This window comes from Rhizobium vallis, assembly GCF_003985155.1.
Classification (GTDB): domain Bacteria; phylum Pseudomonadota; class Alphaproteobacteria; order Rhizobiales; family Rhizobiaceae; genus Rhizobium; species Rhizobium vallis.
Genome location: NZ_ML133692.1, coordinates 268,622 through 293,822 on the forward strand (window position 1 = coordinate 268,622; position 25,201 = coordinate 293,822).

General features: G+C 61.8%; 25 protein-coding genes and 1 pseudogene. 8 read left to right on the top strand and 18 right to left on the bottom strand.

What is annotated here, in order from left to right:
* Positions 1-94: 94 nt before the first annotated feature.
* Together EFQ99_RS20910 and EFQ99_RS20915 are read right to left on the bottom strand one after the other, a co-directional pair.
* Positions 95-631, bottom strand: coding sequence for a helix-turn-helix transcriptional regulator (locus EFQ99_RS20910; protein ID WP_126923125.1), 537 nt, complete (start codon positions 629-631; stop codon positions 95-97).
* Between the two features lie 65 nt (positions 632-696).
* The gene (locus EFQ99_RS20915; protein ID WP_126923126.1) at positions 697-1,029 is read right to left on the bottom strand and encodes an ArsR/SmtB family transcription factor; all 333 of its coding nucleotides are present in this window, start codon (positions 1,027-1,029) and stop codon (positions 697-699) included.
* Positions 1,030-1,084: 55 nt separating this feature from the next.
* Between EFQ99_RS20915 and EFQ99_RS20920 the strand changes: the two genes are divergently transcribed.
* The 5 genes from EFQ99_RS20920 (at position 1,085) to EFQ99_RS20940 (ending at position 9,300) form a co-directional block, all read left to right on the top strand.
* Positions 1,085-1,567 (top strand): SRPBCC domain-containing protein, encoded by a 483-nt coding sequence (locus EFQ99_RS20920; RefSeq protein WP_126923127.1) that lies wholly within the window; start codon positions 1,085-1,087, stop codon positions 1,565-1,567.
* A 114-nt stretch (positions 1,568-1,681) separates the two neighbouring features.
* Positions 1,682-2,713, top strand: coding sequence for a phosphogluconate dehydrogenase (NAD(+)-dependent, decarboxylating) (gene gnd, locus EFQ99_RS20925; RefSeq protein WP_126923128.1), 1,032 nt, complete (start codon positions 1,682-1,684; stop codon positions 2,711-2,713).
* 236 nt (positions 2,714-2,949) lie between these two features.
* The gene (locus EFQ99_RS20930; RefSeq protein ID WP_126923129.1) at positions 2,950-5,064 is read left to right on the top strand and encodes a mechanosensitive ion channel family protein; all 2,115 of its coding nucleotides are present in this window, start codon (positions 2,950-2,952) and stop codon (positions 5,062-5,064) included.
* Between the two features lie 253 nt (positions 5,065-5,317).
* Positions 5,318-7,921, top strand: a complete 2,604-nt coding sequence (gene mprF / locus EFQ99_RS20935; protein ID WP_126923130.1) for a bifunctional lysylphosphatidylglycerol flippase/synthetase MprF — start codon at positions 5,318-5,320, stop codon at positions 7,919-7,921.
* Entirely contained in the window at positions 7,918-9,300 is a 1,383-nt protein-coding gene (locus tag EFQ99_RS20940; protein ID WP_126923131.1) for a virulence factor family protein, read from the top strand. Before mprF ends, EFQ99_RS20940 begins: the two co-directional genes overlap by 4 nt.
* Before the next feature lie 160 nt (positions 9,301-9,460).
* Here EFQ99_RS20940 and EFQ99_RS20945 read toward each other — a convergent pair whose 3' ends face one another.
* The 8 genes and pseudogenes from EFQ99_RS20945 to ruvC form a co-directional block, all read right to left on the bottom strand.
* Positions 9,461-10,024 carry a DinB family protein gene (locus EFQ99_RS20945; protein ID WP_126923132.1) on the bottom strand — a complete coding sequence of 188 codons (564 nt, stop codon included), beginning with the start codon at positions 10,022-10,024 and terminating at the stop codon, positions 9,461-9,463.
* A gap of 29 nt (positions 10,025-10,053) precedes the next feature.
* Positions 10,054-10,573: pseudogene (locus EFQ99_RS20950) on the bottom strand (NUDIX hydrolase).
* A 7-nt stretch (positions 10,574-10,580) separates the two neighbouring features.
* Entirely contained in the window at positions 10,581-11,483 is a 903-nt protein-coding gene (locus tag EFQ99_RS20955; protein WP_126923133.1) for a metallophosphoesterase, read from the bottom strand.
* Entirely contained in the window at positions 11,484-12,524 is a 1,041-nt protein-coding gene (gene ruvB, locus EFQ99_RS20960) for a Holliday junction branch migration DNA helicase RuvB (protein ID WP_126923134.1), read from the bottom strand. It lies immediately after the preceding gene.
* 82 nt (positions 12,525-12,606) lie between these two features.
* Complete coding sequence (gene ruvA / locus EFQ99_RS20965; protein WP_126923135.1) at positions 12,607-13,221, bottom strand: Holliday junction branch migration protein RuvA; 615 nt, start codon at positions 13,219-13,221, stop codon at positions 12,607-12,609.
* 13 nt (positions 13,222-13,234) lie between these two features.
* Entirely contained in the window at positions 13,235-13,648 is a 414-nt protein-coding gene (locus tag EFQ99_RS20970; RefSeq protein ID WP_126923136.1) for a type II toxin-antitoxin system VapC family toxin, read from the bottom strand.
* A gap of 2 nt (positions 13,649-13,650) precedes the next feature.
* Positions 13,651-13,902, bottom strand: coding sequence for an AbrB/MazE/SpoVT family DNA-binding domain-containing protein (locus EFQ99_RS20975; RefSeq protein ID WP_126923137.1), 252 nt, complete (start codon positions 13,900-13,902; stop codon positions 13,651-13,653).
* A gap of 61 nt (positions 13,903-13,963) precedes the next feature.
* Positions 13,964-14,473 (bottom strand): crossover junction endodeoxyribonuclease RuvC, encoded by a 510-nt coding sequence (gene ruvC / locus EFQ99_RS20980; RefSeq protein WP_126923138.1) that lies wholly within the window; start codon positions 14,471-14,473, stop codon positions 13,964-13,966.
* A 180-nt stretch (positions 14,474-14,653) separates the two neighbouring features.
* Between ruvC and EFQ99_RS20985 the strand changes: the two genes are divergently transcribed.
* Both EFQ99_RS20985 and EFQ99_RS20990 read left to right on the top strand, forming a co-directional pair.
* Positions 14,654-16,969, top strand: coding sequence for a methyl-accepting chemotaxis protein (locus tag EFQ99_RS20985; RefSeq protein WP_126923139.1), 2,316 nt, complete (start codon positions 14,654-14,656; stop codon positions 16,967-16,969).
* A gap of 126 nt (positions 16,970-17,095) precedes the next feature.
* Positions 17,096-18,097, top strand: a complete 1,002-nt coding sequence (locus EFQ99_RS20990) for an LLM class flavin-dependent oxidoreductase (RefSeq protein ID WP_126923140.1) — start codon at positions 17,096-17,098, stop codon at positions 18,095-18,097.
* A gap of 93 nt (positions 18,098-18,190) precedes the next feature.
* Here the strand turns inward: EFQ99_RS20990 and EFQ99_RS20995 are convergent, their stop codons facing one another.
* Entirely contained in the window at positions 18,191-18,937 is a 747-nt protein-coding gene (locus EFQ99_RS20995) for a YebC/PmpR family DNA-binding transcriptional regulator (RefSeq protein ID WP_126923141.1), read from the bottom strand.
* Between the two features lie 116 nt (positions 18,938-19,053).
* On the bottom strand, positions 19,054-19,488 hold the full coding sequence (locus tag EFQ99_RS21000; RefSeq protein ID WP_126923142.1) for a DUF6636 domain-containing protein: 435 nt from the start codon (positions 19,486-19,488) through the stop codon (positions 19,054-19,056).
* 138 nt (positions 19,489-19,626) lie between these two features.
* Here EFQ99_RS21000 and EFQ99_RS21005 point away from each other — a divergent pair, with 138 nt between their 5' ends.
* Positions 19,627-20,127 (top strand): pyridoxamine 5'-phosphate oxidase family protein, encoded by a 501-nt coding sequence (locus tag EFQ99_RS21005; protein WP_126923143.1) that lies wholly within the window; start codon positions 19,627-19,629, stop codon positions 20,125-20,127.
* A 71-nt stretch (positions 20,128-20,198) separates the two neighbouring features.
* Here EFQ99_RS21005 and EFQ99_RS21010 read toward each other — a convergent pair whose 3' ends face one another.
* The 6 genes from EFQ99_RS21010 to EFQ99_RS21035 form a co-directional block, all read right to left on the bottom strand.
* The gene (locus tag EFQ99_RS21010) at positions 20,199-21,044 is read right to left on the bottom strand and encodes an MBL fold metallo-hydrolase (RefSeq protein ID WP_126923144.1); all 846 of its coding nucleotides are present in this window, start codon (positions 21,042-21,044) and stop codon (positions 20,199-20,201) included.
* A 151-nt stretch (positions 21,045-21,195) separates the two neighbouring features.
* The gene (locus EFQ99_RS21015) at positions 21,196-22,020 is read right to left on the bottom strand and encodes a TIGR00282 family metallophosphoesterase (RefSeq protein ID WP_008536261.1); all 825 of its coding nucleotides are present in this window, start codon (positions 22,018-22,020) and stop codon (positions 21,196-21,198) included.
* A 3-nt stretch (positions 22,021-22,023) separates the two neighbouring features.
* The gene (locus EFQ99_RS21020; RefSeq protein ID WP_126923145.1) at positions 22,024-22,611 is read right to left on the bottom strand and encodes a 5-formyltetrahydrofolate cyclo-ligase; all 588 of its coding nucleotides are present in this window, start codon (positions 22,609-22,611) and stop codon (positions 22,024-22,026) included.
* A gap of 97 nt (positions 22,612-22,708) precedes the next feature.
* On the bottom strand, positions 22,709-23,395 hold the full coding sequence (locus EFQ99_RS21025) for a hypothetical protein (protein ID WP_126923146.1): 687 nt from the start codon (positions 23,393-23,395) through the stop codon (positions 22,709-22,711).
* A 57-nt stretch (positions 23,396-23,452) separates the two neighbouring features.
* Entirely contained in the window at positions 23,453-24,370 is a 918-nt protein-coding gene (locus tag EFQ99_RS21030) for an NAD-dependent epimerase/dehydratase family protein (RefSeq protein WP_126923147.1), read from the bottom strand.
* The gene (locus EFQ99_RS21035; RefSeq protein ID WP_126923148.1) at positions 24,367-25,194 is read right to left on the bottom strand and encodes a glycosyltransferase; all 828 of its coding nucleotides are present in this window, start codon (positions 25,192-25,194) and stop codon (positions 24,367-24,369) included. The genes EFQ99_RS21030 and EFQ99_RS21035 overlap by 4 nt, the downstream gene beginning before the upstream one ends.
* Between the last annotated feature and the right edge of the window lie 7 nt (positions 25,195-25,201).

Sequence of the window (25,201 nt, forward strand, 5' to 3'; positions counted from 1 at the left end):
ATCCTCTCCTGACCCTTCGGCGGCGGACGCTATAAAGACCGGCGTCTGGGGACAACGCATAAATTATGCATGGGAATGCAGGAAAGCTGCAGGCTCAGTCGATTGTCGTGACGAGGCGGCCGGCGCTGCCGTCGGAAAGCGTGATCCGGTCCCACGTCACCCGGCCGGCTATGATCGGCATCAATGCATTGTGGTTGGCGCCGGTTTCAAACGTCAGCGACAGGAGCCTGCCTTCATGCCAGCCACGCTCCTCCAGAGACTGTTCGTTGGCGGCGATTTCAGCGGATGCGTAAGAGAAAAGCGAGCGGCCGAGAAAGGCGGCGAGCGGTGCACGCCATTCCGCCTGGCGCGAGCGGGAAGCGGACAGCAGCCGGTGGGTAACATCGCAGATCAGATGCACCGGCCGGATGGAATCCTCGACCAGCCGCTTCAGTGCCGCATCGGCCGAGACATGCCACGGCGAAACGAAAATCCGGTCCAGCCTGACGGCCTGCTCGGGCGAGACGGCGAGCTGACCGCGTTCCCAACGCGAAACGGTCGCCTGGTTGACGCCAAGGAGTTCGGCGAGATGCTGCTGCTTCATGCTGCGCAACACCCGCATACGGCGTATGCCAGTTCCCGATATCGTCATCTGTCCTGCGCCCCATATTTTCCGACAGCTTACGCTTTCAGCGAGCCGGGAGACAAGTTGCTCCGTTATTCCGGCTGGCTTTCCAAATCACTTCTCAATCGGTCGAGGATCGAGAGCGCATGGCCGGCATAGGCGCTGATCCAGCGGTCGTAGATATGCTTGATCGGCAGGCTGTTCAGGTGGTTCCAGCGTTCGCGGCCTTCCTTCCTGGCGATGACCAGGTCGGCTTCCTCCAGCACTTTCAGATGCTGCATCACCGTGCAGCGGTCCATCTTGGGAAACGTCTCGCAGAGTGCACCTGTCGTGCGGGGGCCGTCCTTCAGGAGATCGAGGATTTCGCGACGGCGGTGATGGGCCAGCGCCTTGAAAACGGGGTCGTCTTTTGATTCGCTTGACATGTTATATATTTATAACATAATGATGTCACGTGCAATGGAGAAGAGGAGAAGTATCATGTCTCTCGGAATCCGCGTTTCCGGCCGCATCGGCCGTCCCGTCGCCGACGTATTCGATGCCGTCGTCAACCCGAAGAAGCTCAGCGGCTATTTCACCACGATCGGCGGGGCAAGTGCGCCGCTCGTCCAGGGCACGACGGTGACCTGGTGGAAGGATGCGGCGGTCGAGGTGGTCGAACTCGTACCGGAAAGCCGCATCGTGCTGCGCTGGGACGGCGGCACCGCTGAAGACAAGACCAGGTACAAGACGCTGGTCGAAATGAACTTCAAACCGCTGGAGGATGGCGGCACGCTGGTGACGATCGCCGAGAATGGCTGGCACGAAGACGAGGCCGGCCGGCGCGGCACCTATCTCAATTGCGAGGGCTGGACGCAGATGCTTTGCAGCATGAAAGCCTTCGTCGAATACGGCATCAACCTGCGCGAGGGCATGTATCTCAGCGAAATGAAGGGTGAGCCGGCGAGCGCGCCGGATGTTTGACAGGCCGGCCGGCCTTGAGGAGGTCGGCGACGCATCGCGAGACTTCGCTTGCCTGTCACACTGCTGGTGCTAATTTCCGGAGTCGATACTTCATCTCATTCCGGGAGATTCATTATGCAGCTTGGTATGGTTGGTTTGGGCCGCATGGGCAACTACATGGTCCAGCGGTTGATGCGGGGCGGCCACGAATGCGTCGTCTATGATGCCAGGCCGGAAAGCGTTGCCGAGCTCGCGGACCTCGGCGCGACCGGTAGCGCCTCGCTGGAAGAATTCGTCTCGAAGCTCACCCATCCCAGAGCGATCTGGCTAATGCTGCCGGCGGCGATCGTCGACAAGGTGCTGGCGAGCCTGGTGCCGCTTTTGCAGAATGGCGATATCGTCATCGACGGCGGCAATTCCTACTATCACGACGACATCCGCCGCGGCGCCGAACTCATCACCAAGGGCATCCATTATGTCGACGTCGGCACCAGCGGCGGCGTCTTCGGCCTGGAACGCGGCTACTGCCTGATGATCGGTGGCGAGAAGGGCACCGTCCAGCACCTTTCCCCGATCTTTGCGACGCTCGCACCCGGCGCCGGCACGACGGAAGCCTCGCCGAACCGCAGCATCGAAGCGGCTGCGGCCAGCACCGCGGAGCAGGGCTACCTGCATTGCGGTCCGCACGGCGCCGGCCATTTCGTCAAGATGGTTCACAACGGCATCGAATACGGCCTGATGGCTGCCTATGCCGAAGGCCTTAACATTCTGAAACATGCCAATATCGGGGCCGCCTCGCATGTGGCCGATGCGGAAACTGCGCCGCTCGCCCATCCTGAACATTTCCAATATGACTTCAATCTGCAGGATGTCTCGGAAGTCTGGCGCCGTGGCAGCGTCATTACTTCCTGGCTGCTCGATCTCACCGCCGATGCGCTGCATGCCGATCCGGCGCTGTCGAAATATGCGGGCCGCGTCTCCGACAGCGGCGAAGGCCGCTGGACGATCATGGCGGCAATCGACGAAAGCGTGCCGACGCCGGTACTGAGCGCTGCGCTCTACGGCCGCTTCTCCTCGCGCGACAATGACGAGTTCGCCAACAAGGTGCTGTCGGCGATGCGCGCGGGCTTCGGCGGCCATGTGGAAAAGCCGGCTCCGAAATCCTGAAGGCAGGCGGCTCCCCCAGTCGTTTCGAACAACGCCGTCATTCTGATGTCAGGGCTTAGCGGCCCGGCCCGGGGGGCGGCGAAATCGGCCGCGGCGCATTTTCCGGCGGCATGCACTAGCCATCGGTATGGTTTGCCTACGGCTTGCTGGCGGCAACGGTCGCGAGTATCCATTGCTGAAAGGGGAAATGTCGAGGCTGCTTCGTCCAAGCGGCCGGCACTCCATTGGAGGCGGTCATGGCGCGTGGCAGGGCAGGGGGCTTGAAGGCCGCCATATCGGGTGTGCTGGCTTTCATTGCGCTTTTGGGGGCGGTTTTACCGGGCTTTGCCCAGACGCCACCCGCGCAAGCGCCAGTCACGACCACTCCGCCGGCGCAGGTGCGTGAGATGATGCAGCTCATGCAGACGCCCGAGGTCAAGCAATGGATGTCGACGCAGATGGCGGCGACGCCCGCGGGAAACGCAGCGACTGAAAACCAGATGTCGGTCCTGTCGGGCCTGCTGCAGCATGCCCGCCGGCATGTCTCGATGGTCTCCGATGCGGCGATGACGCTGCCCTCGCAGATCGGCAATGCGTCCTCGCTGCTCATGGGTGAAATCGCAGCCAACGGCTGGACACGCATGGTGGCGCAGTTCCTGGGGATTTTCCTGCTCGGCGGGATCGTCGAAAGCATTGCCCGTTATGCCTTCCGCCGCCGCCGCTATCGGCTCCAGCACATGGCGGGCATGCATCTGGCGCCGCGCGTCATCCCGGCGTTGATCTTTGCAGCAGCAACGGTGCTCACGCTTCTCAGCCTCGGCTGGCCACCGTTCAGCCAGAGCATTGCGATTGTCTGTGTCGTTGCACTCATCGTCCAGCGCTTTACGATCTGCCTCGGTGGTGTGCTGGTCGATCTCATCGGACTGGCGCGGGCCGAGGAAGAACGGCAGGGCATCCCCGCGCCGACCATGCCGGGGCATGCCGTCGCACTCTTCTGGTATCGCCGTTGCGCAACCTTCCTCATCTATTTCGTGTTCGGCTGGGCGGTGATCCAGTCGATGGAGCCGCTCGGCTATTCCCCGAGCGTCCGGCTTCTCGTCGGCTACTTCCTCGGCATCGGCCTGTTGCTGATCGCGATCGAGGCGGTCTGGTCGCGGCCTGACAAGGACGAGAGGCGAGGTCACGGGATCTCCTGGGCGCTCACGGTCTATTTCCTGCTGCTCTGGAGCCTTTGGGTCGCAGGCTTCAATTGGCTGCTCTGGCTCGGCATCTACGTGCTGCTGCTGCCGCGCGTGCTCGCCGTCTCGTCGCTCGCGGTGAAATCGCTGCAGCAGACCGAAGCGGGCTTCCTTGCCACGCGCCGCATTGCGACGGTGCTGCTCGACCGCGGCGTGCGGGCGCTGATCATCGCCTTTGCTGCCGTCTGGCTCGGGCGGATGCTTGGCGTCGGCGCCGACACGATGGCTGCCGGCGACACGATGGTCGACAAGATCGCTCGCGGCGTTATCGGCGGTATCGTCATCCTGTTGGCGGCCGATCTGCTCTGGCACGTCGTCAAAGCCTATATCGACGGCAAGCTGCTGGATTCACCGTTGGATGGCACCGCGACGGACGAGGAGAAGGCCAAACGCGCGCGGATACAGACGCTGTTGCCGATCTTCCGCAACATCTTGGCCGTCGTGATCACCGTCATCGCCGTCCTGATGGTGCTTTCGGGCCTCGGGATCGAAATCGGCCCGCTGATCGCCGGTGCCGGCGTCGTCGGCGTCGCGGTCGGCTTCGGCGCGCAGACGATCGTCAAGGACGTCATCAGCGGCATGTTTTATCTCTGGGACGATGCCTTCCGCGTCGGCGAATATATCGAAAGCGGCAGCCACAAGGGGGTGGTCGAAGCCTTCAGTCTGCGCTCGGTGAAGCTGAGACACCATCGCGGGCCGCTGACGACGGTGCCCTTCGGCGAACTCGGCGCGGTGAAGAACCTCAATCGCGACTGGACGATCGACAAGATCAGCCTCAACGTCAAATACGACACCGATCTGGTCAAGGCGAAGAAGGTGATCAAGCAGATCGGCCAGACGCTGCTCGAAAATCCGGAATTCGGCCCGCATATCATCGAGACGCTGAAGATGAAGGGCGTGGAGCAATTCGGCGAATTCGCGATCGAGATCCGCCTGTCGATGATGACGAAGCCAGGTGAGCAATTCGTTATCCGCCGCAATGCGCTGGCGATGATCCGCAATGCCTTCAAGGAAAACGGCATCGAATTCGCCGTGCCGACGGTGCAGGTGGCAGGCGATCGCGACGCGGATGTGGATGCTGCAGTCGCGCGTTATGCCGCCCATGCTCGGGCCGGCGGTGAGCCGGCCGCATGAGGGCCGGCGCATTCCCCATGCCGGTCCCCACGCATTTAATCTCCGTCATGGCGGCAAGGCATTCGCAAGCTTACGAAAATGCAATGCGACGTTAAGCCCGCCTGCGCAAATTCGCCCCAATTGGAGATGATTGAGGCGCAGGCGGCGGGCTGGGGTAGCGTCGGGCATGGCTTCATAGAGCTTATATGCCTCTCGTGTTACGTCTTTCGGAAATGATTCCCCCGCCAGGCTGGAAATTGCACGCAGGTAAGAGATGTCGGGTCACGGCAAATTGGAAGAAATGGAAGAGACGGAAGGTTTTTCTTTCCGCGGGCTTTTCAGACGTTACAGGACGCCGCTGACGGCAGTCGCGACACTGGTGGTCTTCTGCCTCGTCGGCTACGCGATCATGCAGCTCACCAACGAGGTGCGCTATGACGATGTCGTCGATGCGCTGGCGGCGACCAGACCAAGTGCAATTCTGCTTGCGCTGTTCTTCACGGCGCTCAGTTTCCTCTCGCTGGTTTTCTACGATCTCAACGCGATCGACTACATCGGCAAGAAGCTGCCCTTTCCGCACGTGGCGCTGACGGCGTTCAGCGCCTATGCGGTCGGCAATACCGCCGGTTTCGGTGCGCTTTCGGGCGGCGCGATCCGCTACCGTGCCTATACGCGCCTCGGCCTTTCGCCTGAGGATATCGGCCGCGTCATCGCTTTCGTCACGCTCTCCTTCGGTCTCGGGCTTGCGGGCGTGGCGGCAATCGCCCTCATCGTCATCGCCGATGAGATCGGCCCGCTCATCGGTGTCAGCGCCTTCCTTCTGCGGTTGATCGCCGGTTCGATCGTCGCCATTCTGGGCGCAGTGATGATCATCGGCCGCGAGGGGCGCGTGCTCGAACTTGGCCCTGTGGCAATCCGCCTGCCGGATTCGCGCACCTGGTCGCGCCAGTTTCTCGTCACCGCCTTCGATATCGCCGCTTCGGCTTCGGTGCTCTACGTGTTGCTGCCGCAGACGGCGATCGGCTGGCCAGTCTTCCTTGCGGTCTATGCGATCGCCGTCGGCATCGGCGTGCTGAGCCACGTCCCGGCCGGATTGGGCGTGTTCGAGACCGTCATCATCGCTTCGCTCGGCAGCGCGGTGAACATCGATGCCGTGCTCGGGTCGCTGGTGCTCTACCGGCTCATCTATCACGTGCTGCCGCTTTTGCTCGCCGTGCTTGCCGTCTCGGCGGCGGAGCTGCGCCGCTTCGTCGATCATCCGGCCGCCTCCAGCATGCGGCGCATCGGCGGGCGGCTGATGCCGCAGCTGCTTTCGGCCTTAGCGCTGCTGCTCGGCGTCATGCTGGTGTTTTCGAGCGTGACGCCGACGCCAGACCAGAATCTCGAATTCCTCTCCAACTATCTGCCGTTGCCGATGGTCGAAGGGGCGCATTTCCTCTCCAGCCTGCTGGGGCTCGCACTCGTCGTCGCCGCGCGCGGCCTCGGTCAACGGCTCGACGGCGCCTGGTGGGTGGCGGTGTTCTCGGCGCTTGCCGCGCTGACTCTATCGCTCCTGAAAGCGATCGCGCTTGTCGAAGCCGCTTTTCTCGCCTTTCTGATCTTCGGGCTCTTCGTCAGCCGGCGGCTCTTTACCCGCCATGCCTCGCTGCTCAACCAGGCGCTGACCGCGTCCTGGCTGATGGCGATCGCCGTCATCGTCGTCGGCGCCGTCGTCATCCTGCTTTTCGTCTATCGTGATGTCGAATACAGCAACCAGCTCTGGTGGCAGTTCGAATTCACTGCCGAAGCGCCGCGGGGCCTACGCGCCGTGCTCGGCATCACCATCATTTCGTCGGCGATCGCTATTTTCAGCCTGCTCCGACCGGCGACCTTCCGGCCGGAACCAGCGACCGACGAGGCGCTGGTGCGTGCCGTCGATATCGTCATGCGGCAGGGCAATGCCGACGCCAATCTGGTGCGCATGGGCGACAAGAGCATCATGTTTTCCGAAAAGGGAGACGCTTTCCTGATGTATGGCCGGCAGGGCCGCTCATGGATCGCGCTGTTCGATCCGGTCGGCGATCATCGCGCCGTGCAGGAGCTCGTCTGGCGTTTCGTCGAAGCGGCGCGTGCGGCGGGCTGCCGCGCGGTCTTCTATCAGATCTCGCCGGCACTGCTTTCCCATTGCGCCGATGCCGGCCTCCGAGCCTTCAAGCTCGGCGAACTGGCGGTGGCAGATCTCAGAACCTTCGAGATGAAGGGCGGCAAATGGGCAAACCTTCGCCAGACGGCGAGCCGCGCCCAGCGCGACGGGCTGGAATTTGCCGTCGTCGAGCCCGAGAACGTGCACGCGATCATCGATGATCTCGCCGCTGTTTCCACGGCCTGGCTCGAACATCACAACGCCAAGGAAAAGGGCTTTTCGCTCGGCTCCTTCGATCCCGACTACGTCTCAGCGCAACCGGTCGGCATCCTGAAAAAGGACGGCAGCATCGTTGCTTTCGCCAATATTCTCGTCACCGAATCCAGGGAGGAAGGCACGATCGATCTCATGCGCTTTTCGCCCGACGCGCCCAAGGGTTCGATGGACTTTCTCTTCGTGCAGATCATGGAATATCTGCGCGGCCAGGGTTTCACCCACTTCAATCTCGGCATGGCGCCTCTCTCCGGCATGTCGAAACGCGAGGCGGCGCCCGTCTGGGACCGCATCGGCAGCACCGTTTTCGAACATGGCGAGCGGTTCTATAACTTCAAAGGCCTTCGGGCATTCAAATCCAAGTTTCATCCGCACTGGCAACCGCGCTATCTTGCGGTCTCCGGAGGGGGCAATCCGATGATCGCGTTGATGGACGCGACATTTCTGATCGGGGGCGGATTGAAAGGGGTAGTGAGAAAATGATCAGGACAATCCTTCTTGCCACGGCATGCGCCTGCATGATCGCGGCCGCACCGGCTAATGCCGCCGAAGAGACTACGCAGAGCTTCGAAACCGGGCTTATCCCGTCGCCGCACATCTTCCTGCCTGAGGGCGAGGTCAAGGGCACGGTGATGCTGATCTCGGATGCCGCCGGCTGGGGCGACTATGAGAAGGGCGAAGCCGACCGGCTGGTGGCCGAGGGCGCCGTCGTCATCGGCGTCGACTTCCCCTCCTATATCGAGGCTCTCAACCGGTACGATGTCAGCCTCAATGACGGCTGCGTCTACATGGTCTCGGACATTGAATCGCTGAGCCAGCAGGTGCAGCGCGCCACCGGCAACAACGCTTACCATCTGCCGATCGTCGCCGGTATCGGCGAAGGCGGGGCCTTGGCGCTGGCGATTGCCGCGCAGACGCCGGATGCGACGATCGGCCAGACGCTCGCCGTCGATCCGCTTGCCGGAATTCCCCTTGCCAAGGAGCTTTGCACACCGGCTTCCAAGAAAGTGGTTGGGCAACGCACGGTGTATGGGCTCAGCGACGGCGCCCTGCCGGATCCTGTAGTATCCGTCTTCACGCCGAAGGCCGACAAGGACGGGCGGGCGCATGTCGAAGCGCTGAAGAAGACCCATTCCGCGCTCGAGATCCGCGATTCCACCGACGATGCGCAGACGGTATTTGCCGATACGCTCGACGATCTCGTCACCGCGTCCGGCGCCTTCGGCAATCCGCTCGGCCTGCCGCTGGCGGTGCTGGAGGCGACGCCCGCCTTCGATACGATGGCGGTGATCTATTCGGGTGACGGCGGCTGGCGCGACATCGACAAGGAAGTCGGCGGCACGCTGCAGAAGGAAGGCATTCCCGTCGTCGGTGTCGATTCGCTCCATTATTTCTGGTCGGAGCGCAAGCCGGAAGAGACCGCCAGCGATCTTTCGAAGATCATCGACTTCTACCGCAAGCAGTGGAAGGTCAAGCACGTGCTGCTCGTCGGCTACTCGTTCGGCGCCGATGTCGTGCCGGCGACCTACCAGCTGCTCAAGCCGGCGGAGAAGGCCGCGGTGGCGCAATTGTCGCTGCTGTCGCTGTCGCATCAAGTCGACTACGTCATCTCCGTTCTCGGCTGGCTCGGCCAGAAGACCGAAGGGGCGGGGGGCGATCCCATCGCCGATCTGAAGAACGTCGATCCGAAGCTGGTGCAATGCATCTACGGCAAGGACGACGATGACGACGTCGCCTGTCCGGCGCTGAAGGATAGTGGCGCCGAAGTCGTCGAACTGCCCGGCGATCATCACTTCGACGAGAACTATGACCTTCTCACCAAGTCGATCATCGACGGGCTCAAGAGACGCCTGCAGGACTAAAGCGCATCGCGTTAAATCGGAATCATGCGACGCGCTTTAGGTCTTTGTTTTATGCGTGTCCTTTTCCCAAAACCGCTGCACACTTTTGGGCGACATGCATTAGAGGCAGTCCCTTGAATTTACATAGGCTGAAAATCGAAATCGATTTTCAGCCTATGTGCTACCGCATGAGCTTTTCTTCGCTCCAGCCGAGTTCCGTGACTTCCCTACCGCGAAACCGCGCATCGTCGGCGACGATGAATTCGTCGAGCTGCGGCGGCACGACGCTGGTGCCTGCGAGCATCGCATGCACCTGGCCGCGATGATGCGTCTGGTGCTGGAAGAGGTGGGCGAGCACGTCTTCCATCCGTTCCTCCTGGATGCGGTCGCCGCGATGGAGGCTGACGGTGGATACCAATCTCTCCGGCGTCAGGGCCTCGCAAAGCGCAGTCAGCCGCCGATCGACCTCAGTCTGCGCTTGCGTCAGCGGTGCGACGTCATCGAAGGGTTCGTCGACTTCGAAGGCCTGGTAGCCGAGCGTGCCGCCCTCCATGCCGTCGACATAGAACCAGTCGACCGTGACGATGTGGTTCAGGGTTTCCTTGATCGAGGGGAAGAAGCTCGTCCGCGACGCTTCGAATTCACCGGGCTTCAATGCCGCGCAAGCCTGAAGCAGGCGGTGATTGGCAAGGGCATTGTTATAGGCGAGTTTGCGGAATGCCCTGACAGGGTCGAAGGTCGGCATCGGCGCATCTCCTCTTCGCGCTGCTTGACTTATCTGCGTCGGCTCTGGTCGTCGAGATTGCCGTCGCGCCAGACGAGATGACGCGACGCCGCGGGCAGAGCCTCGATTTCATCGGCGATGAAATAGGGCGGGATATCGAGCGCGGTCAGGGCCTTTCGCGTCGCCGGTACCCATTTAAATTCGAGATGGTTGTCGCCGTCTTCGACGCGGTGGATGATCTCTTCCGGCCGGAAAGGGAATTCCGGCGGGATCTCCATCAGATAATAAAAGCCGAGCTCATGCCAGTTGCGCTGCTCGAAGTGGAAAAAATTCTCGACGGTCCAAAGCAGGCGGGTGATGGAGACCTCGACGCCGAGTTCCTCCACCATTTCCCGTTTCAGCGTCTTCCGACGTCTCGCCGATTTCCGCCGTGCCGCCTGGAAAAGTCCAGAAGGGTTCATGCACGGCGCGATGAACGAGAACGTGGCCGTCGCGAAAGCCGAGGCCGGCAATGCGGTGGTTGAAACGCCCGACGCCTTCGGTCAGGCGAATGCGCGTACGCTTGGCCATATCATTCTTATCCGAGATCGATCACGACGATTTCCGGCGGCACGCCGAAGCGGACCGGCGCAATGGAGCATCCGAGGCCGCCGGAGACGATGATATTACGCCCCTCTTCGACGATGTGGCCATAGGCGTAGCGATTGCCGAAGCGCGAGGGGACGATCGGCGAACGGCCGAGGAAGGGGATCTGTCCGCCATGGGTGTGGCCCGACAGCGTCAGCGAGACGCGCTCAGGCACACGCGGAAAAATATCAGGCTCGTGGGCAAGCAGGATGACGGGCGCATCGTCGGTGACCTGGGCCATTGTTCCATCGAGATCGTCGAGGCCGAGCATATGTGAGCGGCCCCATTTCCTGCCGGGCAGCAGCGCCAGCTGATCTTCGAGGCCGGCGAGCCAGAAGCCGCGGCCATCCTTTTCGAGCCGGACGGCGCGGTTGCCGTAAACGGGGATGCCGACATCGGCAAGCGCCCGGTGTCCGAAGGTTTCCATCCCGCCATTCTTCTGGGCGGCCCTGTCCTCCCACCAATCATGGTTGCCCATGATCGCATGGACGCCGAGCGGGGCCCGCAGTGTAGCGAGCGCCTTGGACCATTGGCTCGAATGCACGTATTGCGTCACCATGTTCATGCCGGCGGCGTAATCGCCGAGCAGGATCGTCACGTCGCCTTCGAGCTCGTTTGCCCTGTGGCAGATCGCGGCAATGCGGTTTGCCGACATCCAGGGTTCGAAAGCATGGAGATCGGCGAGCGCCACGACGCGGAGCTTCAGCCCCGGTGTCCATCCCGGCGGCGTCAGCCGGTAGCGGGTGATGCTGAGCCGCGCGAGGGGTTCATAGGCAAAGGCGTAACCGCCGAGCGACATGACACCCGCGACGCTGCCGCCGAGAACCTTGAAAAATCCGCGGCGGGTGATCACTCAGTCGTCCTCCTGGAACAGCCGGAACTGCGCCGCCTCCAGATCCTTGGGTGCCTGCATTCCCAGATGTTTCCACGCGATTGCGGTCAGAACACGGCCGCGTGGCGTGCGCTGAATGAAACCCTGCTGGATCATATAGGGCTCGATGATGTCCTCGATCGCGTCGCGCGGCTCGGAAAGGCCGGCAGCGATGGTTTCGATGCCGACCGGACCGCCGCCGAAATTTACGGCGATCATGTTGAGGTAGCGCTTGTCGAGCTGGTCGAAACCGACATTGTCGACCAGCAGGCGGGTCAGCGCCTCGTCGGCAATCTCGCGGGTAACGGCCTCGGCCCTTGCCACTTCGGCGAAATCACGCACGCGCCGCAGCAACCGGCCGGCGATGCGCGGGGTGCCGCGGGCGCGTCTTGCGATCTCGCGCGCACCCTCTTCTGTTATCGGCAGGTTCATCAACCGCGCGCCGCGGCGCACGATCAGTTCCAGTTCCTCGACGGTATAGAAGCTGAGCCGCACCGGAATGCCGAAGCGGTCACGCAGCGGCGTGGTCAACAGGCCAAGGCGGGTGGTGGCCGCCACCAGCGTGAATTTCGACAGGTCGATCTTCACCGAGCGGGCGGCAGGGCCTTCGCCGATGATGAGGTCGAGCTGGAAATCTTCCATGGCGGGATAGAGAATCTCCTCGACGGCGGGGTTTAGCCGATGGATCTCATCGATGAAGAGCACATCTCGCTCTTCGAGATTGGTGAGGAGGGCCGCGAGATCGCCAGCCTTGGCGATCACCGGGCCCGACGTCGAGCGGAAATTGACGCCGAGCTCTTTCGCCATGATCTGCGCCAGCGTCGTTTTGCCGAGGCCGGGCGGGCCGACGAAGAGCACATGGTCCAGCGCCTCGCCGCGGTTCTTCGCCGCCTCGATGAAGACCTTGAGATTGGCGCGCGCTTCCGCCTGGCCGGTGAACTCGTCCAGCGATTGCGGGCGCAGGGTGATATCGAGATCTTCGCCCCGCTTTTCCGGCGATATCAGGCGGGCGGGTTCGCTCATGCTCTCATTCCGTTTTGAAACTTGTCACACCAATACACCAAAAGGCGGCCGTCTCGACATCCATCATCGGTTTTCCGACTTTTCACCGCGCCAATTCCTTCAATCCTAGTCGGATCAGCTTGGCGCTGTCGGCGCCATCGCCCGCTGTCTTCATGGCTGCGGCAACCGCGTTCGCCGCCTGGTCTCTGCTGTAGCCGAGGTTGGTCAGCGCCGAAACCGCATCGGCAACCGGTGCGGCGGCGACACCTTCGCCGAGTTCCTGTTTGAGAGCGATGTTGATCGCCTCTCCGGCATAGGCCGGCGCCCGGTTCTTGAGTTCGGTGACGAGCCGCATCGCCACTTTCGGACCGACGCCCGGCGCGCGGGAGACGGCGGCGCGGTCCTGCAGGGCGATCGCATTGGCGAGTTCGCCCGGCGTCAGTGTCGAGAGCACCGCGAGCGCCACCTTGGCACCGACGCCCTGGACGCTCTGGAGAAGGTTGAACCATTCGCGCTCCAGCGCCGTCATGAAGCCGAAGAGCTTCAACTGATCCTCGCGCACATAGGTTTCGATGAAGAGCACGCAGGCCTCGCCGGCAGAGCCGAGCTTGGAGAGCGTACGGGCCGAGCAATAGGCGACGTAGCAGACGCCGTGTACATCGACGAGCACATAGTCTTCGCCGATCTCGTCTATGGTGCCTTTCAGCTTGCCGATCATGGGTGGCGGTCTCTCAAGCGTGCGTTTCGGGAGTGATGATTTCTACGGAAGGGAAGTAGGCGCGGTAGCCTTTCGGATCTCGGGTCAGGAGCCTGTAGCCTCTGATGGCCGCATGCGCCCCAATCAGGAACTCAGGCAATATGCGTTCACGTCCACCACCCGATTGACGATAGAGCCGAAAGGCCGCCGCGGCGGCAAAAGCGGCAGGCCAAGGAAGGTTTTCCCGCCGAAACTCCTCCTGCGGCAAAAGCCGATCGACTTCGTCAATGTCTCTATAGCGAACGGAAAACTCGGCATAGATGATCGGATTGATCAAAACCGGACCATTCTTGAAGGCCAGAAAAGCCTGCTGTCGGGACCAGCCGTGCCATTCCGATGACGGTATCGCGAGATCGACAAGCACATTGGTGTCCAGAAGGGTCGCCATCGTCAGCGATCACGCGTCAGCGACATGAGCTTTTCGGCATCGATCGACTGGTCGCCTGTTCCCTGCAAGCGGTCGACCGTCTGCAGGAACCGGTCGAGCCTGCCGCGATCCTCGATCTCCTGCTTCCCGTTCTTCGGTGCGAGAACGAGCTTTCCATTCTCAACTGAGAAGATCACTTCGCTGTTGAGTTCGATACCGGCGAGCTCGCGCAAATCGCGGGGAATAGTAACCTGCCCTTTTGACGTGACGCGCATAGCTCACTCCTTGTTCATGCGGTAAGAATAATCATTACCGCATGAACAAGTCAAGAACATATCATCCGGCCAGTGCTTGGCGCATCCTGTTGCTGCGGCGGTTGTGGGCATGGCAGATGGCGATCGCCAAAGCATCGGCGGCGTCGTTACCCTTGAATTCGACCTTCGGCATCAGGATCTTCAGCATCATGTGGATCTGCTGCTTTTCGCCGTGGCCGACGCCGATGACGGCCTTCTTGACGGCGTTCGGAGCATATTCGGAGACCGGCAGCCCGGCGCGCGCCGGCACCAGCATGGCGATGCCGCGGGCCTGGCCGAGCTTCAGGGTGGCGACCGCATCCTTGTTGACGAAGGTCTGCTCGACGGCGGCTTCATCCGGCTTGTAGCTGTGAACGATTTCCGCCAGGCCGTCATGCAGCTGGCAAAGGCGCGAGGCGAGGTCCATGTCGCCGTCCGAAGTCACCGTTCCCGATGCCACGAAGCGCAGGGAATTGCCCAGCGTGTCGATGATTCCCCAGCCGGTGCGGCGAAGACCTGGATCGATGCCGATGATGCGAATCGTATTTTGCATGGTTCAACCTATAGCGATTGCGAAATAATTGCCATCGATATGTGAACAAAACAAAAACATCTAAGTTTTAGGCGCGCCATTTACTGCGAATTAAAACAGATGTTCGAATTCTAGCTCGGTCGACCAGGCATGCGCCACATGCCGGGGCTGGCAGACGCCGTTCAGAAGGGTTCGTTGCATATGGCTCAGAGATTTCAGTCCCTGTCCTTCAAGGTTATTGCCACATTCATCCTGATGACTGTGCTGTCGATAGCGGTCATCGACGTGCTCGCCTATTTTGCCAGCAGCCGCATCTCCGACGAGCAGGCGCTGAAAGCCAAGGAAAGCGTGCTGATCTTCCGCGGCGATATGCTGCAGGACCAGCTGACGCAGCTTGAAAACCAGGCCAATTCCATCGCGCGCATCGAGGCGCTGCAGATGTCGATCACCAGCCTGAAGAGCGGCTGGAAAACCATCGAGAAGACTTCGGGCGATGCCCGCGCCGAGTTGAAGAAGGTTTTCATCACCAGTAATCCCAATCCCGCGGACCAGCGCGAGAAACTGATGAAGCCGCAAGGACCGAGCGGCTTCTATTATTCGAACCATGAAAAGACGCAGGGCGAAGTCGCCCGCGACCTCGAGGATACTGCCTTCAGCGACCTGCTGATCGCCGATCTCGACGGTACCGTGCTCTATTCCTACAAGAAGGAAGACGATTTCGCCGAGAACCTGAAATCGGACGCCTGGAAGGCGACCGGCGCCGGTATTGCTTTTGCCAAGGCGATCGAGAATACCGCCAAGGCGACCGATGACGCGGCTCCGACAGGCTTTTCCGGCCTTCGCGTCGATGCCGCCAGCGGCAAGTCGGCGATCTTCTATGCTGTGCCGATCGTCAAACTCGGAGCGGCCAAGGGCATCATCCTCTTCAAGGTGCGTGACGATATCGTCACCGGCATTCTTTCCAAGGGTATCGTCCAGGGCAACACGGCGCAGGCGGCGATCGTTTCCGCGGATGGATCCGCCGTCGGTTTGGACGGAAGCGGCAAGCTTTCGATGCTCGATGCGGCACCCTTCACTTTCATCAAGGGCGCGCTTGCCAGTTCGACAATGACGGTTGCCGATTTCAACCGGGCGGACGGCGCGGCTCGCGCCTATGTCCGCGGCATCGACTATCGCGGCGAACGCTTTCTGGTGGTCGAGAGTGTGCTGCTGAGCGAGCTCAACGCCGGCTCGATCGAGATCGCCACGCTGCTGACGATGATCGGCATCGGCGTGCTCGTGGTCATGGCGATCACCACCGGGCTCGTCACCAATTTCCTGTTTTCGCCGCTGGCACGCCTTGCCGGCGTCACCCGGGATGTCGCCGACGGCAAGCTCGACAGCGAGATCGGCAGCCTGAACCGCAAGGACGAAATCGGCACGATGGCGAACGCGCTCGCCCGCTTCCGGCAGTCGCTGATCGAAGGCCGCGAACTCGAAGCCGCCAGCGAGGAGACGCGCCTGCAGGCAGAGCACGACCGCCAGCAGAATCTTGCCGAGCGCGAAGCCGAGGCGAAGTCGCTGCAGCAGGTGGTGGAGGCGCTCGACGAGGGCCTGCATCATCTGGCGAACGGTGATCTCGCCTATCAGATCGATACCCGCTTCCCGAACGAGCTCGAAAGCCTGCGCGTCAACTTCAACGAGGCGCTGGCGACGCTGAGCGAAACCATGACGGCGATCGGCGGCAACTCGATGGCCGTGCGCGCCGGCTCCGAGGAGATGCGCACCGGCGCCGACGAGCTTGCTGCGCGCACCGAGCGCCAGGCCGGCTCGATCACCGAGACGGCGAATGCGATCAGCGCCATCACCCAATCCGTCCGCCGGCAGATCGAGCGAGCCGAACAGGCCGAGCGCATTGCCCGCGACGCCAAGAAGGAGACGACCGGCTCCGGACAGATCATGCGCGAGACCATCGCGGCGATGGAGGCAATCCAGGCCTCCTCGCGCCAGATCAACACGATCATCTCGGTCATCGACGACATCGCCTTCCAGACCAACCTTCTGGCGCTCAATGCCGGCGTCGAGGCGGCGCGCGCGGGTGAATCGGGCAAGGGTTTCGCCGTCGTCGCCATGGAAGTGCGCGAACTCGCGCAGCGCTCGTCGAGCGCTGCCAAGGAAATCTCCAGCCTGCTGCAGAAATCGACGCATGAGGTCGAAAGCGGCGTTGCGCTGGTGGAAAAAGCGGGCGTTGCGCTGACGGGCATCGGCGGCCATGTCGAGGCGATCAACGGGCAGATCAACGAGATCATGGAATCGACCCGCGAAGAGGCCGGCACGCTGCGTGAGATCAACAGCGCTGTTGCCGAACTCGATGCGATGACGCAGCAGAACGCGTCGATGGTCGAAGAGACGACCGAGGCAATCCACCGGCTGGCGACGGAAGCCCTGGAGATGGACCGTCAGCTCGGCAACTTCACGCTGCCGCACGGCCATCACGCGCCGAGCGCCGAGGTGCATGTGCTGCGCCGTCACCGGTAAACGGTCGGCTCCGACACCGGGCACGGGTCGCGTTCGCGCGGCCCTTTTTGTTTGCGCGCATCGTTTGGAATGGTGCGGGCGGGAACCTACATAGACGGCATCCTTCAACTGCCTGGCAGGTTTCCCATGGTTCCCTTCTCCATACTCGACCTCTCCCCCGTTGCCGAAGGCCGCACCGTCAGCCAATCTTTCGAGGCCTCGGCGCGGATGGCTGAGAAGGCCGAGGAGTTCGGCTACAAGCGTTTCTGGCTCGCCGAACATCACGGCATGCCGGGGATTGCCAGCGCCGCCACCGCAGTCGTCATCGGCCATGTCGGAGCTGCGACCAAGCGCATCCGCATCGGCTCCGGCGGCATCATGCTGCCCAATCATTCACCGCTCGTCATCGCCGAGCAGTTCGGCACGCTGGAGGCGCTTTTCCCCGGCCGCATCGATCTCGGCCTCGGGCGCGCGCCGGGAACGGACATGCGCACGGCGCAGGCGCTGCGGCGCAACCTCGAGGCCGGGGCGAACAGCTTCCCGAATGATGTGGTGGAACTGCAGCAGCTCCTCGACGCGCCGGTCGAGAACCAGGCAATTCTTGCGGTGCCGGGCAACAATTCTCATGTTCCGATCTGGCTGCTCGGCTCCAGCCTCTACAGCGCCCAGCTTGCCGGCATGCTCGGGCTTCCCTACGCCTTCGCCTCGCATTTCGCGCCCGACATGCTGCTCGACGCCATCGCAATCTACCGCGACCGCTTTCAGCCCTCGGCGAGGCTCGACAAGCCTTATGTGATGGTCGGCGTCATGGGTGCGGTGGCGGCGACGGACGAGGAGGCGCGGTACCATTTCACCTCCGCCCAGCAACAGTTCGTCAACCTGCGCCGCAACGTCCGCGGGCCGTTCCCGCGTCCGGTGGCCGATATGGAGAACTTCTGGTCGCCGATGGAGAAGATGAACGTCGAACACACGTTGCGTTATGCCGTGGTGGGATCGCCGAAGACGGCGGAGGCGAAACTGACGGAATTCCTGAAGGAAACGCAGGCCGACGAGGTGATCATCTCGATGCCGATCCACGACATTGAGGCGCGGCTGCGATCGGTGGAACTGTTCGCCGGATTGGGAAATTTCATGCGGGCGGCCGCGTAGGTTTGCCAACTGGCGCCCTGCAGAAGATTCATCTGCGCAAACAAAAAACCCGGCGTCACGGCCGGGTTTTCGATTGGCGGCGGTCTGAACAAATCAGGCGGAGAGCTTCGCCAGAACCTCTTCCGAGACTTCGAAGTTGGAATAGACGTTCTGCACGTCGTCATCGTCTTCGAGGCTATCGATGAGCCTCATCAGCGACTGAGCCTTTTCCTCGTCCACCGGCACGTTGTTCTGGGCGCGCCAGACGGCCTTGACGGTTTCGGCTTCGCCGAGGCTTGATTCCAGGGCTTTCGACACTTCGCCGAGAGCTTCGAAGCCGCAGGTGACGTAGTGGCCGTCCTCGTCGGTCTCGACGTCATCGGCGCCGGCTTCGATTGCGGCTTCCATCATTTTGTCGGCGTCGCCGGCTGAAAGCTTGTAGGTGATTTCGCCGACATGGTCGAAGGAGAAGGACACGGAACCGGTTTCGCCGAGCGCACCGCCGGCCTTGGTGAAGATCGAGCGGACGTTGGAGGCGGTGCGGTTGCGGTTGTCGGTCAGGGCCTCGACGATGATCGCCGTGCCGCCCGGGCCATAGCCCTCATAGCGGACTTCGTCGTAGTTTTCGCCGTCGGCGCCAGCTGCCTTCTTGATGGCGCGATCGATATTGTCCTTCGGCATGGACTGGGCCTTGGCGTTCTGGATCGCCAGGCGAAGGCGGGCGTTCATCGTCGGGTCGGGCAGGCCGGCCTTGGCGGCAACGGTGATTTCGCGCGCAAGCTTCGAGAACATTTTCGACCGCACGGCATCCTGACGGCCTTTACGGTGCATGATGTTTTTAAACTGTGAATGGCCAGCCATGGCACCCCTGTTCACGTCTCATTGTTCGGAATGGGCCGCCTTATAAGAGCGAAACGGCACCCGTTCAAGGAAAAAGCGGTGGATTTGCCGCGCCATGCGCGGGCCTGCCACCCATCTCAGTCAGCCGTCAACCGCTTGCGGCTGGCGAAGAAACTATGTCCGTCCTGGCGTCGGCAACGCAGTCCCTCTGTGCCGGAGGTGCAGGAATAGGGTCCACCCCTCCAGGTATCGCCATAGTCGAGAATATGTTCCTCGCTGCAGCAGGCGGTATCGCCGAACATCTTGAAGAGAATGCCTTTGCCGCTCGCCCGCAGGATCAGGCGCATATAGAGCGGCTCCTTGCGTTCGCAGGCAAGCTCCGGACCACCGTCTTCGGGAACGTACATTTCGACGCCGCCCTTTGGCGTATAGATACAGCCGATGTTATTTGTGGGCGTAACGAAGACGACCTGGCCATTCTCGTCGGGCTTGAAGGTCTTTTCCGCCGCAAGGACTGTTGGCGCAAAGGCTGCGCAAAAAATCAAAGCCAGAATCGAATGTTTTGTTCGCATGGGTGATCCTTTCTCGGTCGGGCGCACTATCGCATATTCCCGCACGCTGAAAAGACGGCGTCGTCGGCTGCCTCTGCGGGGAACAAAGGCAGGGGGATGGCGTTTCAACCGAACTCCCTCCAACGGAAAGGAACGGTCATGGCAAGTCTCAGCGAGGCGCGGGAACAACCAGCACGTCAGCTTTGGGATCAGGTCAACGGTGTTCATGCCGGCATGCTCGGCGTTTCCGGACTGGACATGCACATGCAGCCGATGGCGCCGCATGCCGATCCCACGACCAACACCATTTGGTTCTATACCAAGACCGATGCCGATATCGTGCGCGCCATCAAGCCCGGCAGCCGCGCGCATTTCTGCGTCATCGGCAAGGACCACGATTATCATGCCTGCCTTGCCGGCATGATCGACGTGCGTCCCGACCCTGCGAAGATCGAGGAATACTGGAGTTCGGTGGTGGCGGCCTGGTATGACGGCAAAAAGGATCCCAAACTCACCATGCTTTCCCTGCATGTCGACGATGCCGAGATCTGGGTTTCGACAGGCAACGCACTGAAATTTGGCTGGGAGATCGCCAAGGCCAATCTCGACGACGACAAGCTGCCGGATGTCGGCATCAAGCGTCACCTGCAGTTCGCCTGACGCGCAAGGCTTGAATGCAACCGTCAGAGCAAAGGCCGCCGTACAGTTTGCTGGAATTGCGCCGGGCCTTGTTATCGTACGCCCTTCAGGACGTAGATCAGCGGCTTCTTCGGCAGTGTGCGCATGGAGACCGTGATGCTGTCGTCAGGAGCATAGGCGACATCGAAGTCCTTACCGAACATCGAGAGAAAGGCATCGACCGGCGGACCGCGGCGGTGCATCGGCAGGATCAGCGACGAGCGCAGCCGCTTGATGACACGGCTCATGCTGTCGGCGCCCATGGTAAGGCCCCCGTCGACCGGCACCATGACGACATCCAGGCGCCCGATCTCGGTATAGTGGGAATCCGTCAGCTCGTAATGCAGATGGCCGAGATGACCGATGCAGAGGCCGGCGATCTCGAAGATGAAAATCGAGTTGCCGTTCTCCTGCGAACCGCCGAGGCCGTAGCTGAAACGGATATCGGTCGTGACGTTGCGGATATAGACGTCGCCGACGACCAGATTGACCGTGGCCTTCTCGCCCGGAACGTCGCTCCACCCATGGAGCACGTGCTTGATGCCGGGATCGGGCGTCAGGGTGAAGTGGGTCGGATGGGCCTTGTTCATGGTCACGACATCGGGCGTCGTCGCCGGCCGGTACCAGCCGTTATAGTCGGTCGCGATGACGATGCCGGCAGGCGTCTCGATCTCGAAGGTGGAATGGCCAAGGAAGGTGAACTTGACGTCCTCGCCCTCGGAGACGGCAGGCACGAGCGCTGGGGCACCGGAAAAACTTGCGAAGGTCGCTTTGGGGAGATTTTGCGCGATCGCCTGGCATTGGCTGACGGGCGTTCGCTGTTCTTGCGCCGCAGCAGGAACAGGCGCGGCGAAGGTTGCAAGCCATGCGATAGCGAGGACAAGATATCGCGGCTTCATGCCACCCCTCCGGCGCTTCACAGAGAGCGCCGCGCGTCCGAAGACGCGCCAAGGACGCTCGATCACTTTGAATAGGCGGCGCGAGGATGCGGCATGAGGTCGCAGCGGTCCAGACTAGGGCTGCTCACAATCGTGTGTTGATGTGCGTGGCTTACCGCCAGAACTCCGGCACCGTTTCGGCCAGGCGCGGTCCGAGCCGGAGCGGCGCGATCTTTTCGGCCAGTCCCGTCGCATCGGAAATCTCCACGCCGACACCGCAAATCGTTGCGGGGCCGTTCGCCGCTTCCATGCGGCCCTTGGGCATCTTGGAAATGAAGCGGTTGAGGGGCTCCTCCTTGTCCATGCCGAGCGAGGAATCATAGTCACCGCACATGCCGGCATCCGACATATAGGCGGTGCCGCCATTCAGGATCTGTGCGTCGGCCGTCGGCACATGCGTATGGGTGCCGACCACGAAGCTGGCGCGGCCGTCGACGAAATGGCCGAAGCACTGCTTTTCGCTGGTCGCCTCCGCATGGAAATCGAAGATGATCGCGTCGGCCTGCTCCTTCAACGGGCAGGCGTCGAGGATCACCTCCGCGGATTTGAAGGGATCGTCGAGCTCCGGATGCATGAATACGCGGCCCATGACGTTGGCGACGAGCACGCGCGCGCCGTTCCTGGCATAGAAAAGACCGGAACCGCGGCCCGGCGTGCCTTGCGGATAATTGGCCGGCCGCAGGAATTGATCGTGCCGTCCGGCAAAGACGACCGCTTCTTTCTGATCCCAGACGTGATTGCCCGTCGTCACCACATCGGCGCCGGCATTGATCGTTTCCAGAAAGATGTCCTCGGTGATGCCGAAGCCGCCGGCGGCGTTCTCGCCGTTGACGACGACGAAATCGAGCTTGAGGTCGGAAATCAGCCCGGGAAGGCGGTCCCAGACCGCTGTGCGTCCCGTCTTGCCGACCATGTCACCCAGAAAAAGCAGCCGCATTCCCTATCCAATCCAAGAGGCAAAAAAGCGAAGGCCGCTTTCTGTCAGGATGGCATCCAGGCTTATGTCGTGCGGCTCATCGGGCACATGTGCCACTTCCTGGCAGTCGAATGCAATGCCGATCAGCTTCGGATGCAGGCCTTTTTCTCTTAGCCGGCTGATGGCGCGATCGTAATGGCCGGCGCCATAGCCGATGCGGTGGCCGCGAATATCGAAGGCTGAGAGCGGTACCAGCATGATCTCGGGGTCGAGAATAGCGGCGTCTTCGGCGGGGCCAACGGTGCCGAAGCCGGTCGCAACAAGCGGCGCGCCTTCGGCCAATTCGCGAAAGACGATCGTCTGCTTGTCGAGGATCGCCGGCACGCAGAGCCGCGCGCCACGCGCCGCAAAGCGCGCCATCAACGGCCTGAGATCGGCTTCCGAGCGGATCGGCAGAAAACCCGAGACGATCGTGCCCGGCGCAAAGCCAACCGCCTCGCCGGCGTGATCGGCCATGGCAAGGCTTTTGGAAACGCGTTCCTCGACGGGGATGGCGTCGCGTGCCGACAGCCGTTCGGTGCGCAACTGCGCTTTCAATTCTCTAGCGGTCATTGGATCTGCCGGATACGGGAAAATTCGACCGAGCATAGACGGCTGGATATCGGATGCAATGCCGGGCGCGACAGTGCTGCACCCGTTTCACGCCTCGTCAGATGACGATGCTGGTCGGTATCGCCGTGGTGGTGGCGGAAAAACCTGCCATATCGGGAACAGAATTGGCCCCAGCCTGGCTGTCCTGACGCAGTTCGCGCATCGCCTTTTCGAGGAGTTGCTTGAGTTCGCGTACAGCGCCCTTGAACTCTTCCATCGCCTCACGGTCATCGGCGGAAATCCCTGAGAATTTGGGAGTATCCCCGGCGACGCTTTCATAGGCCTTGCGAGCCTCGGCGGCGTCGGTCGGTTCCGGCGCGTCGGTATTTCCTGTGGCATCCGTCAGCGCCGCATCGGCGCCGCTTGTCGCTGCGGCCGTCGAATCCGCGGTTGCATCGGGAACGGCGGTTGCCGGGCTGCCTGATGCGACCGAGGACGCGAATTCCGAGGCGGCGGTGCCAACCTTGCGGGCGAGTTCGGAGGCCAGACGCGCGACCACCTCGGGAGGCAGATTGGAGCTCTTCAGCATCTCCAACTCCTGCTTTGCCTCTTCGAGCTTGCGTTGCGCCTTCGCTTTGGATTCATCCCCCGCGTTAGCCAAGGTCTGACGAATCTGCTGCTGCGCCTGAGTGGTGCGCTGCAGTCTCAGCACGCCCTGGTCGGCGTCGTTTCCCGAGGCAGATAGTCCCGTTGCCGAAGACGTACCGCGCAAAATGATGGAAGCAGACGTGGTTGCGACCTGCATGGACAATCCCCCGATCTAATCGGGCCCCCGATTGCAATTCGGGCATATCCTGCAACTTCAGACTTGCGTGGACCTGTGCCCTGGGGATTGCGGCAGTGCGGCGGCCAGCCGCTGCATCGTCTCCTCGAACAGGGACACGCCGCCGGGCGCCCAGCCGAGGGCGCCGATTTTTGCCGTGCTCATCGGGTTGAGCGTTGCCTTGCCGGTGGGGGCGGGCAGTGCGTGTCGACAGCTCGTTGCGCGTTGCACAGGCGAAAGGATATCGTTCGTGTCGACTGATATATCCGAGACGTTGAAGACCTCGCCGGAAATGCGGGTGCTTTCCGTTTCCAGCATCAGCCGTACCGCGCGTCCCAGGTCGCGGCCATGAAGCTCCGTTCCCGCGCGGACAGCAACCGGCCGGCCGGATAGGTAATCGGCGATCAGGCCGTCCCATTTGTTTGGAAGGAAATCGCCGTAGACGCCGGTCGCTCTCAGGCTCACGCCGGCAAAGCCGGGTGCCGCGAGGTCAGCAAGCGCGCGTTCGGCGTCAAGCTTCACCCTGCCGTAGAGCGTTTCGGGTTCGGCCTGCATGGTCTCCGTCAGCTCGGTTCCCGGCGGATACTCGCCATAGGCTGCGCGGCTGGACAGGAAGACGCAGCGGCGCGTGCCGGCGCGTTTGGCGGCTTCGAAAAGCCGGACGGTACCGTCGAGGTTCAACCTGTGGAAGCTCTTCGGATCGTCGCCTTCGCCGCCGCGATATTTGCCGGGAACATGGCTGAAGGCGGCGTGGACAAAGAAATAGGCGTCGTCGAAGACGTCGATCTGATCGGTGTCGGGATCAAGCGAAAGCGCTGCGAACTCAACCGGGCGGGAGAAGAGGCGGGGCAATGGCGCGCGGCGGCCGCCGACGATCACCTGATATCCGGCGGCCAGCAGTTCCTCGACGACATATCGGCCGACGAGACCCGTTCCGCCAGATACCAGTACCTTCATGCCGTCCCTTCCGGATTGTTCAGCGCCGCAATATCGGGCACATCGTCATCATTGTGGAAATGGTGCCACAGATCGATCAATGGTTGTAGTCGCGCTGCCTTGGGATGATCCTTTTCCCACGGTTTTTCATACTGGTAATGCAGGATCGAAATGCTCTTCCAGTCCCAAAGCTCAGGCATGGTGAACCATACATATTGCAGCATGTTGAAATAAACCGGCAGGCCGTGCCAATCCGGGAAGAAAGCCTCGAGAAACGTCTGATCGGTGCGCCGCCAGAAGGTGTTTGGCTGGTCGAGCCTCTCGAGCATGTGCCGGAATGTGTTATCGGAAGGCGTCGCGACGAAGACGCCTGAGTTCATGCGATGGAAATCGGCGAGGCTTTCATAGACATTGGGAGCTGCGGAAAATTCCGGATAGAGGAAGAGCCTGTCGACATTCTTCAGCACCAGAGCATCGGCATCGATGAAGACGCAGCGCTGATATTCGACAAGCTGCCAGAGCCTGAGCTTGCAGAAATTATCGAGCGGAGAGTGGAAATCCGGTTTGCGGCCCTTGGTAAAAGGAGCCGCGGAATGAAGGCTACCGCGAGCGTGGCGCTCGTTGAAGGCATCGGACAGCGGCAGATGCTCGACCTCGATCAGGCGGCAGGCGAGGGTCTTCAAAGGTATGAGAGCGGCCGCATCGACGCCGCCGGTGTGAAGGATGACGATGTCGGCCGCGGTGCCGGTATGCCGCAGAGAGCGGGCGAGGGCGGTTGCGCCCATGGCGTAGTCGGCGTTGGTGACGAGGGTGACGTAGGCAAAACGGCCGCTGGTGCTCGTCATATCTCAG

Bases quoted from the DNA above. Each gene is read 5' to 3' on its own strand.
- EFQ99_RS20995 (WP_126923141.1), bottom strand. From the start codon at position 18,937: ATGGCTGGCCATTCACAGTTTAAAAACATCATGCACCGTAAAGGCCGT.
- EFQ99_RS20910 (WP_126923125.1), bottom strand. From the start codon at position 631: ATGACGATATCGGGAACTGGCATACGCCGTATGCGGGTGTTGCGCAGC.
- EFQ99_RS21000 (WP_126923142.1), bottom strand. From the start codon at position 19,488: ATGCGAACAAAACATTCGATTCTGGCTTTGATTTTTTGCGCAGCCTTT.
- EFQ99_RS21025 (WP_126923146.1), bottom strand. From the start codon at position 23,395: ATGCAGGTCGCAACCACGTCTGCTTCCATCATTTTGCGCGGTACGTCT.
- ruvA (WP_126923135.1), bottom strand. From the start codon at position 13,221: ATGATCGGCAAGCTGAAAGGCACCATAGACGAGATCGGCGAAGACTAT.
- EFQ99_RS20970 (WP_126923136.1), bottom strand. From the start codon at position 13,648: ATGGCGACCCTTCTGGACACCAATGTGCTTGTCGATCTCGCGATACCG.
- EFQ99_RS21030 (WP_126923147.1), bottom strand. From the start codon at position 24,370: ATGAAGGTACTGGTATCTGGCGGAACGGGTCTCGTCGGCCGATATGTC.
- mprF (WP_126923130.1), top strand. From the start codon at position 5,318: ATGTCGGGTCACGGCAAATTGGAAGAAATGGAAGAGACGGAAGGTTTT.
- EFQ99_RS21010 (WP_126923144.1), bottom strand. From the start codon at position 21,044: ATGAAGCCGCGATATCTTGTCCTCGCTATCGCATGGCTTGCAACCTTC.
- EFQ99_RS20945 (WP_126923132.1), bottom strand. From the start codon at position 10,024: ATGCCGACCTTCGACCCTGTCAGGGCATTCCGCAAACTCGCCTATAAC.
- EFQ99_RS21035 (WP_126923148.1), bottom strand. From the start codon at position 25,194: ATGACGAGCACCAGCGGCCGTTTTGCCTACGTCACCCTCGTCACCAAC.
- EFQ99_RS21005 (WP_126923143.1), top strand. From the start codon at position 19,627: ATGGCAAGTCTCAGCGAGGCGCGGGAACAACCAGCACGTCAGCTTTGG.
- EFQ99_RS20975 (WP_126923137.1), bottom strand. From the start codon at position 13,902: ATGCGCGTCACGTCAAAAGGGCAGGTTACTATTCCCCGCGATTTGCGC.
- EFQ99_RS20985 (WP_126923139.1), top strand. From the start codon at position 14,654: ATGGCTCAGAGATTTCAGTCCCTGTCCTTCAAGGTTATTGCCACATTC.
- EFQ99_RS20915 (WP_126923126.1), bottom strand. From the start codon at position 1,029: ATGTCAAGCGAATCAAAAGACGACCCCGTTTTCAAGGCGCTGGCCCAT.
- gnd (WP_126923128.1), top strand. From the start codon at position 1,682: ATGCAGCTTGGTATGGTTGGTTTGGGCCGCATGGGCAACTACATGGTC.
- ruvC (WP_126923138.1), bottom strand. From the start codon at position 14,473: ATGCAAAATACGATTCGCATCATCGGCATCGATCCAGGTCTTCGCCGC.
- ruvB (WP_126923134.1), bottom strand. From the start codon at position 12,524: ATGAGCGAACCCGCCCGCCTGATATCGCCGGAAAAGCGGGGCGAAGAT.
- EFQ99_RS20940 (WP_126923131.1), top strand. From the start codon at position 7,918: ATGATCAGGACAATCCTTCTTGCCACGGCATGCGCCTGCATGATCGCG.
- EFQ99_RS21015 (WP_008536261.1), bottom strand. From the start codon at position 22,020: ATGCGGCTGCTTTTTCTGGGTGACATGGTCGGCAAGACGGGACGCACA.
- EFQ99_RS20920 (WP_126923127.1), top strand. From the start codon at position 1,085: ATGTCTCTCGGAATCCGCGTTTCCGGCCGCATCGGCCGTCCCGTCGCC.
- EFQ99_RS20930 (WP_126923129.1), top strand. From the start codon at position 2,950: ATGGCGCGTGGCAGGGCAGGGGGCTTGAAGGCCGCCATATCGGGTGTG.
- EFQ99_RS20990 (WP_126923140.1), top strand. From the start codon at position 17,096: ATGGTTCCCTTCTCCATACTCGACCTCTCCCCCGTTGCCGAAGGCCGC.
- EFQ99_RS21020 (WP_126923145.1), bottom strand. From the start codon at position 22,611: ATGACCGCTAGAGAATTGAAAGCGCAGTTGCGCACCGAACGGCTGTCG.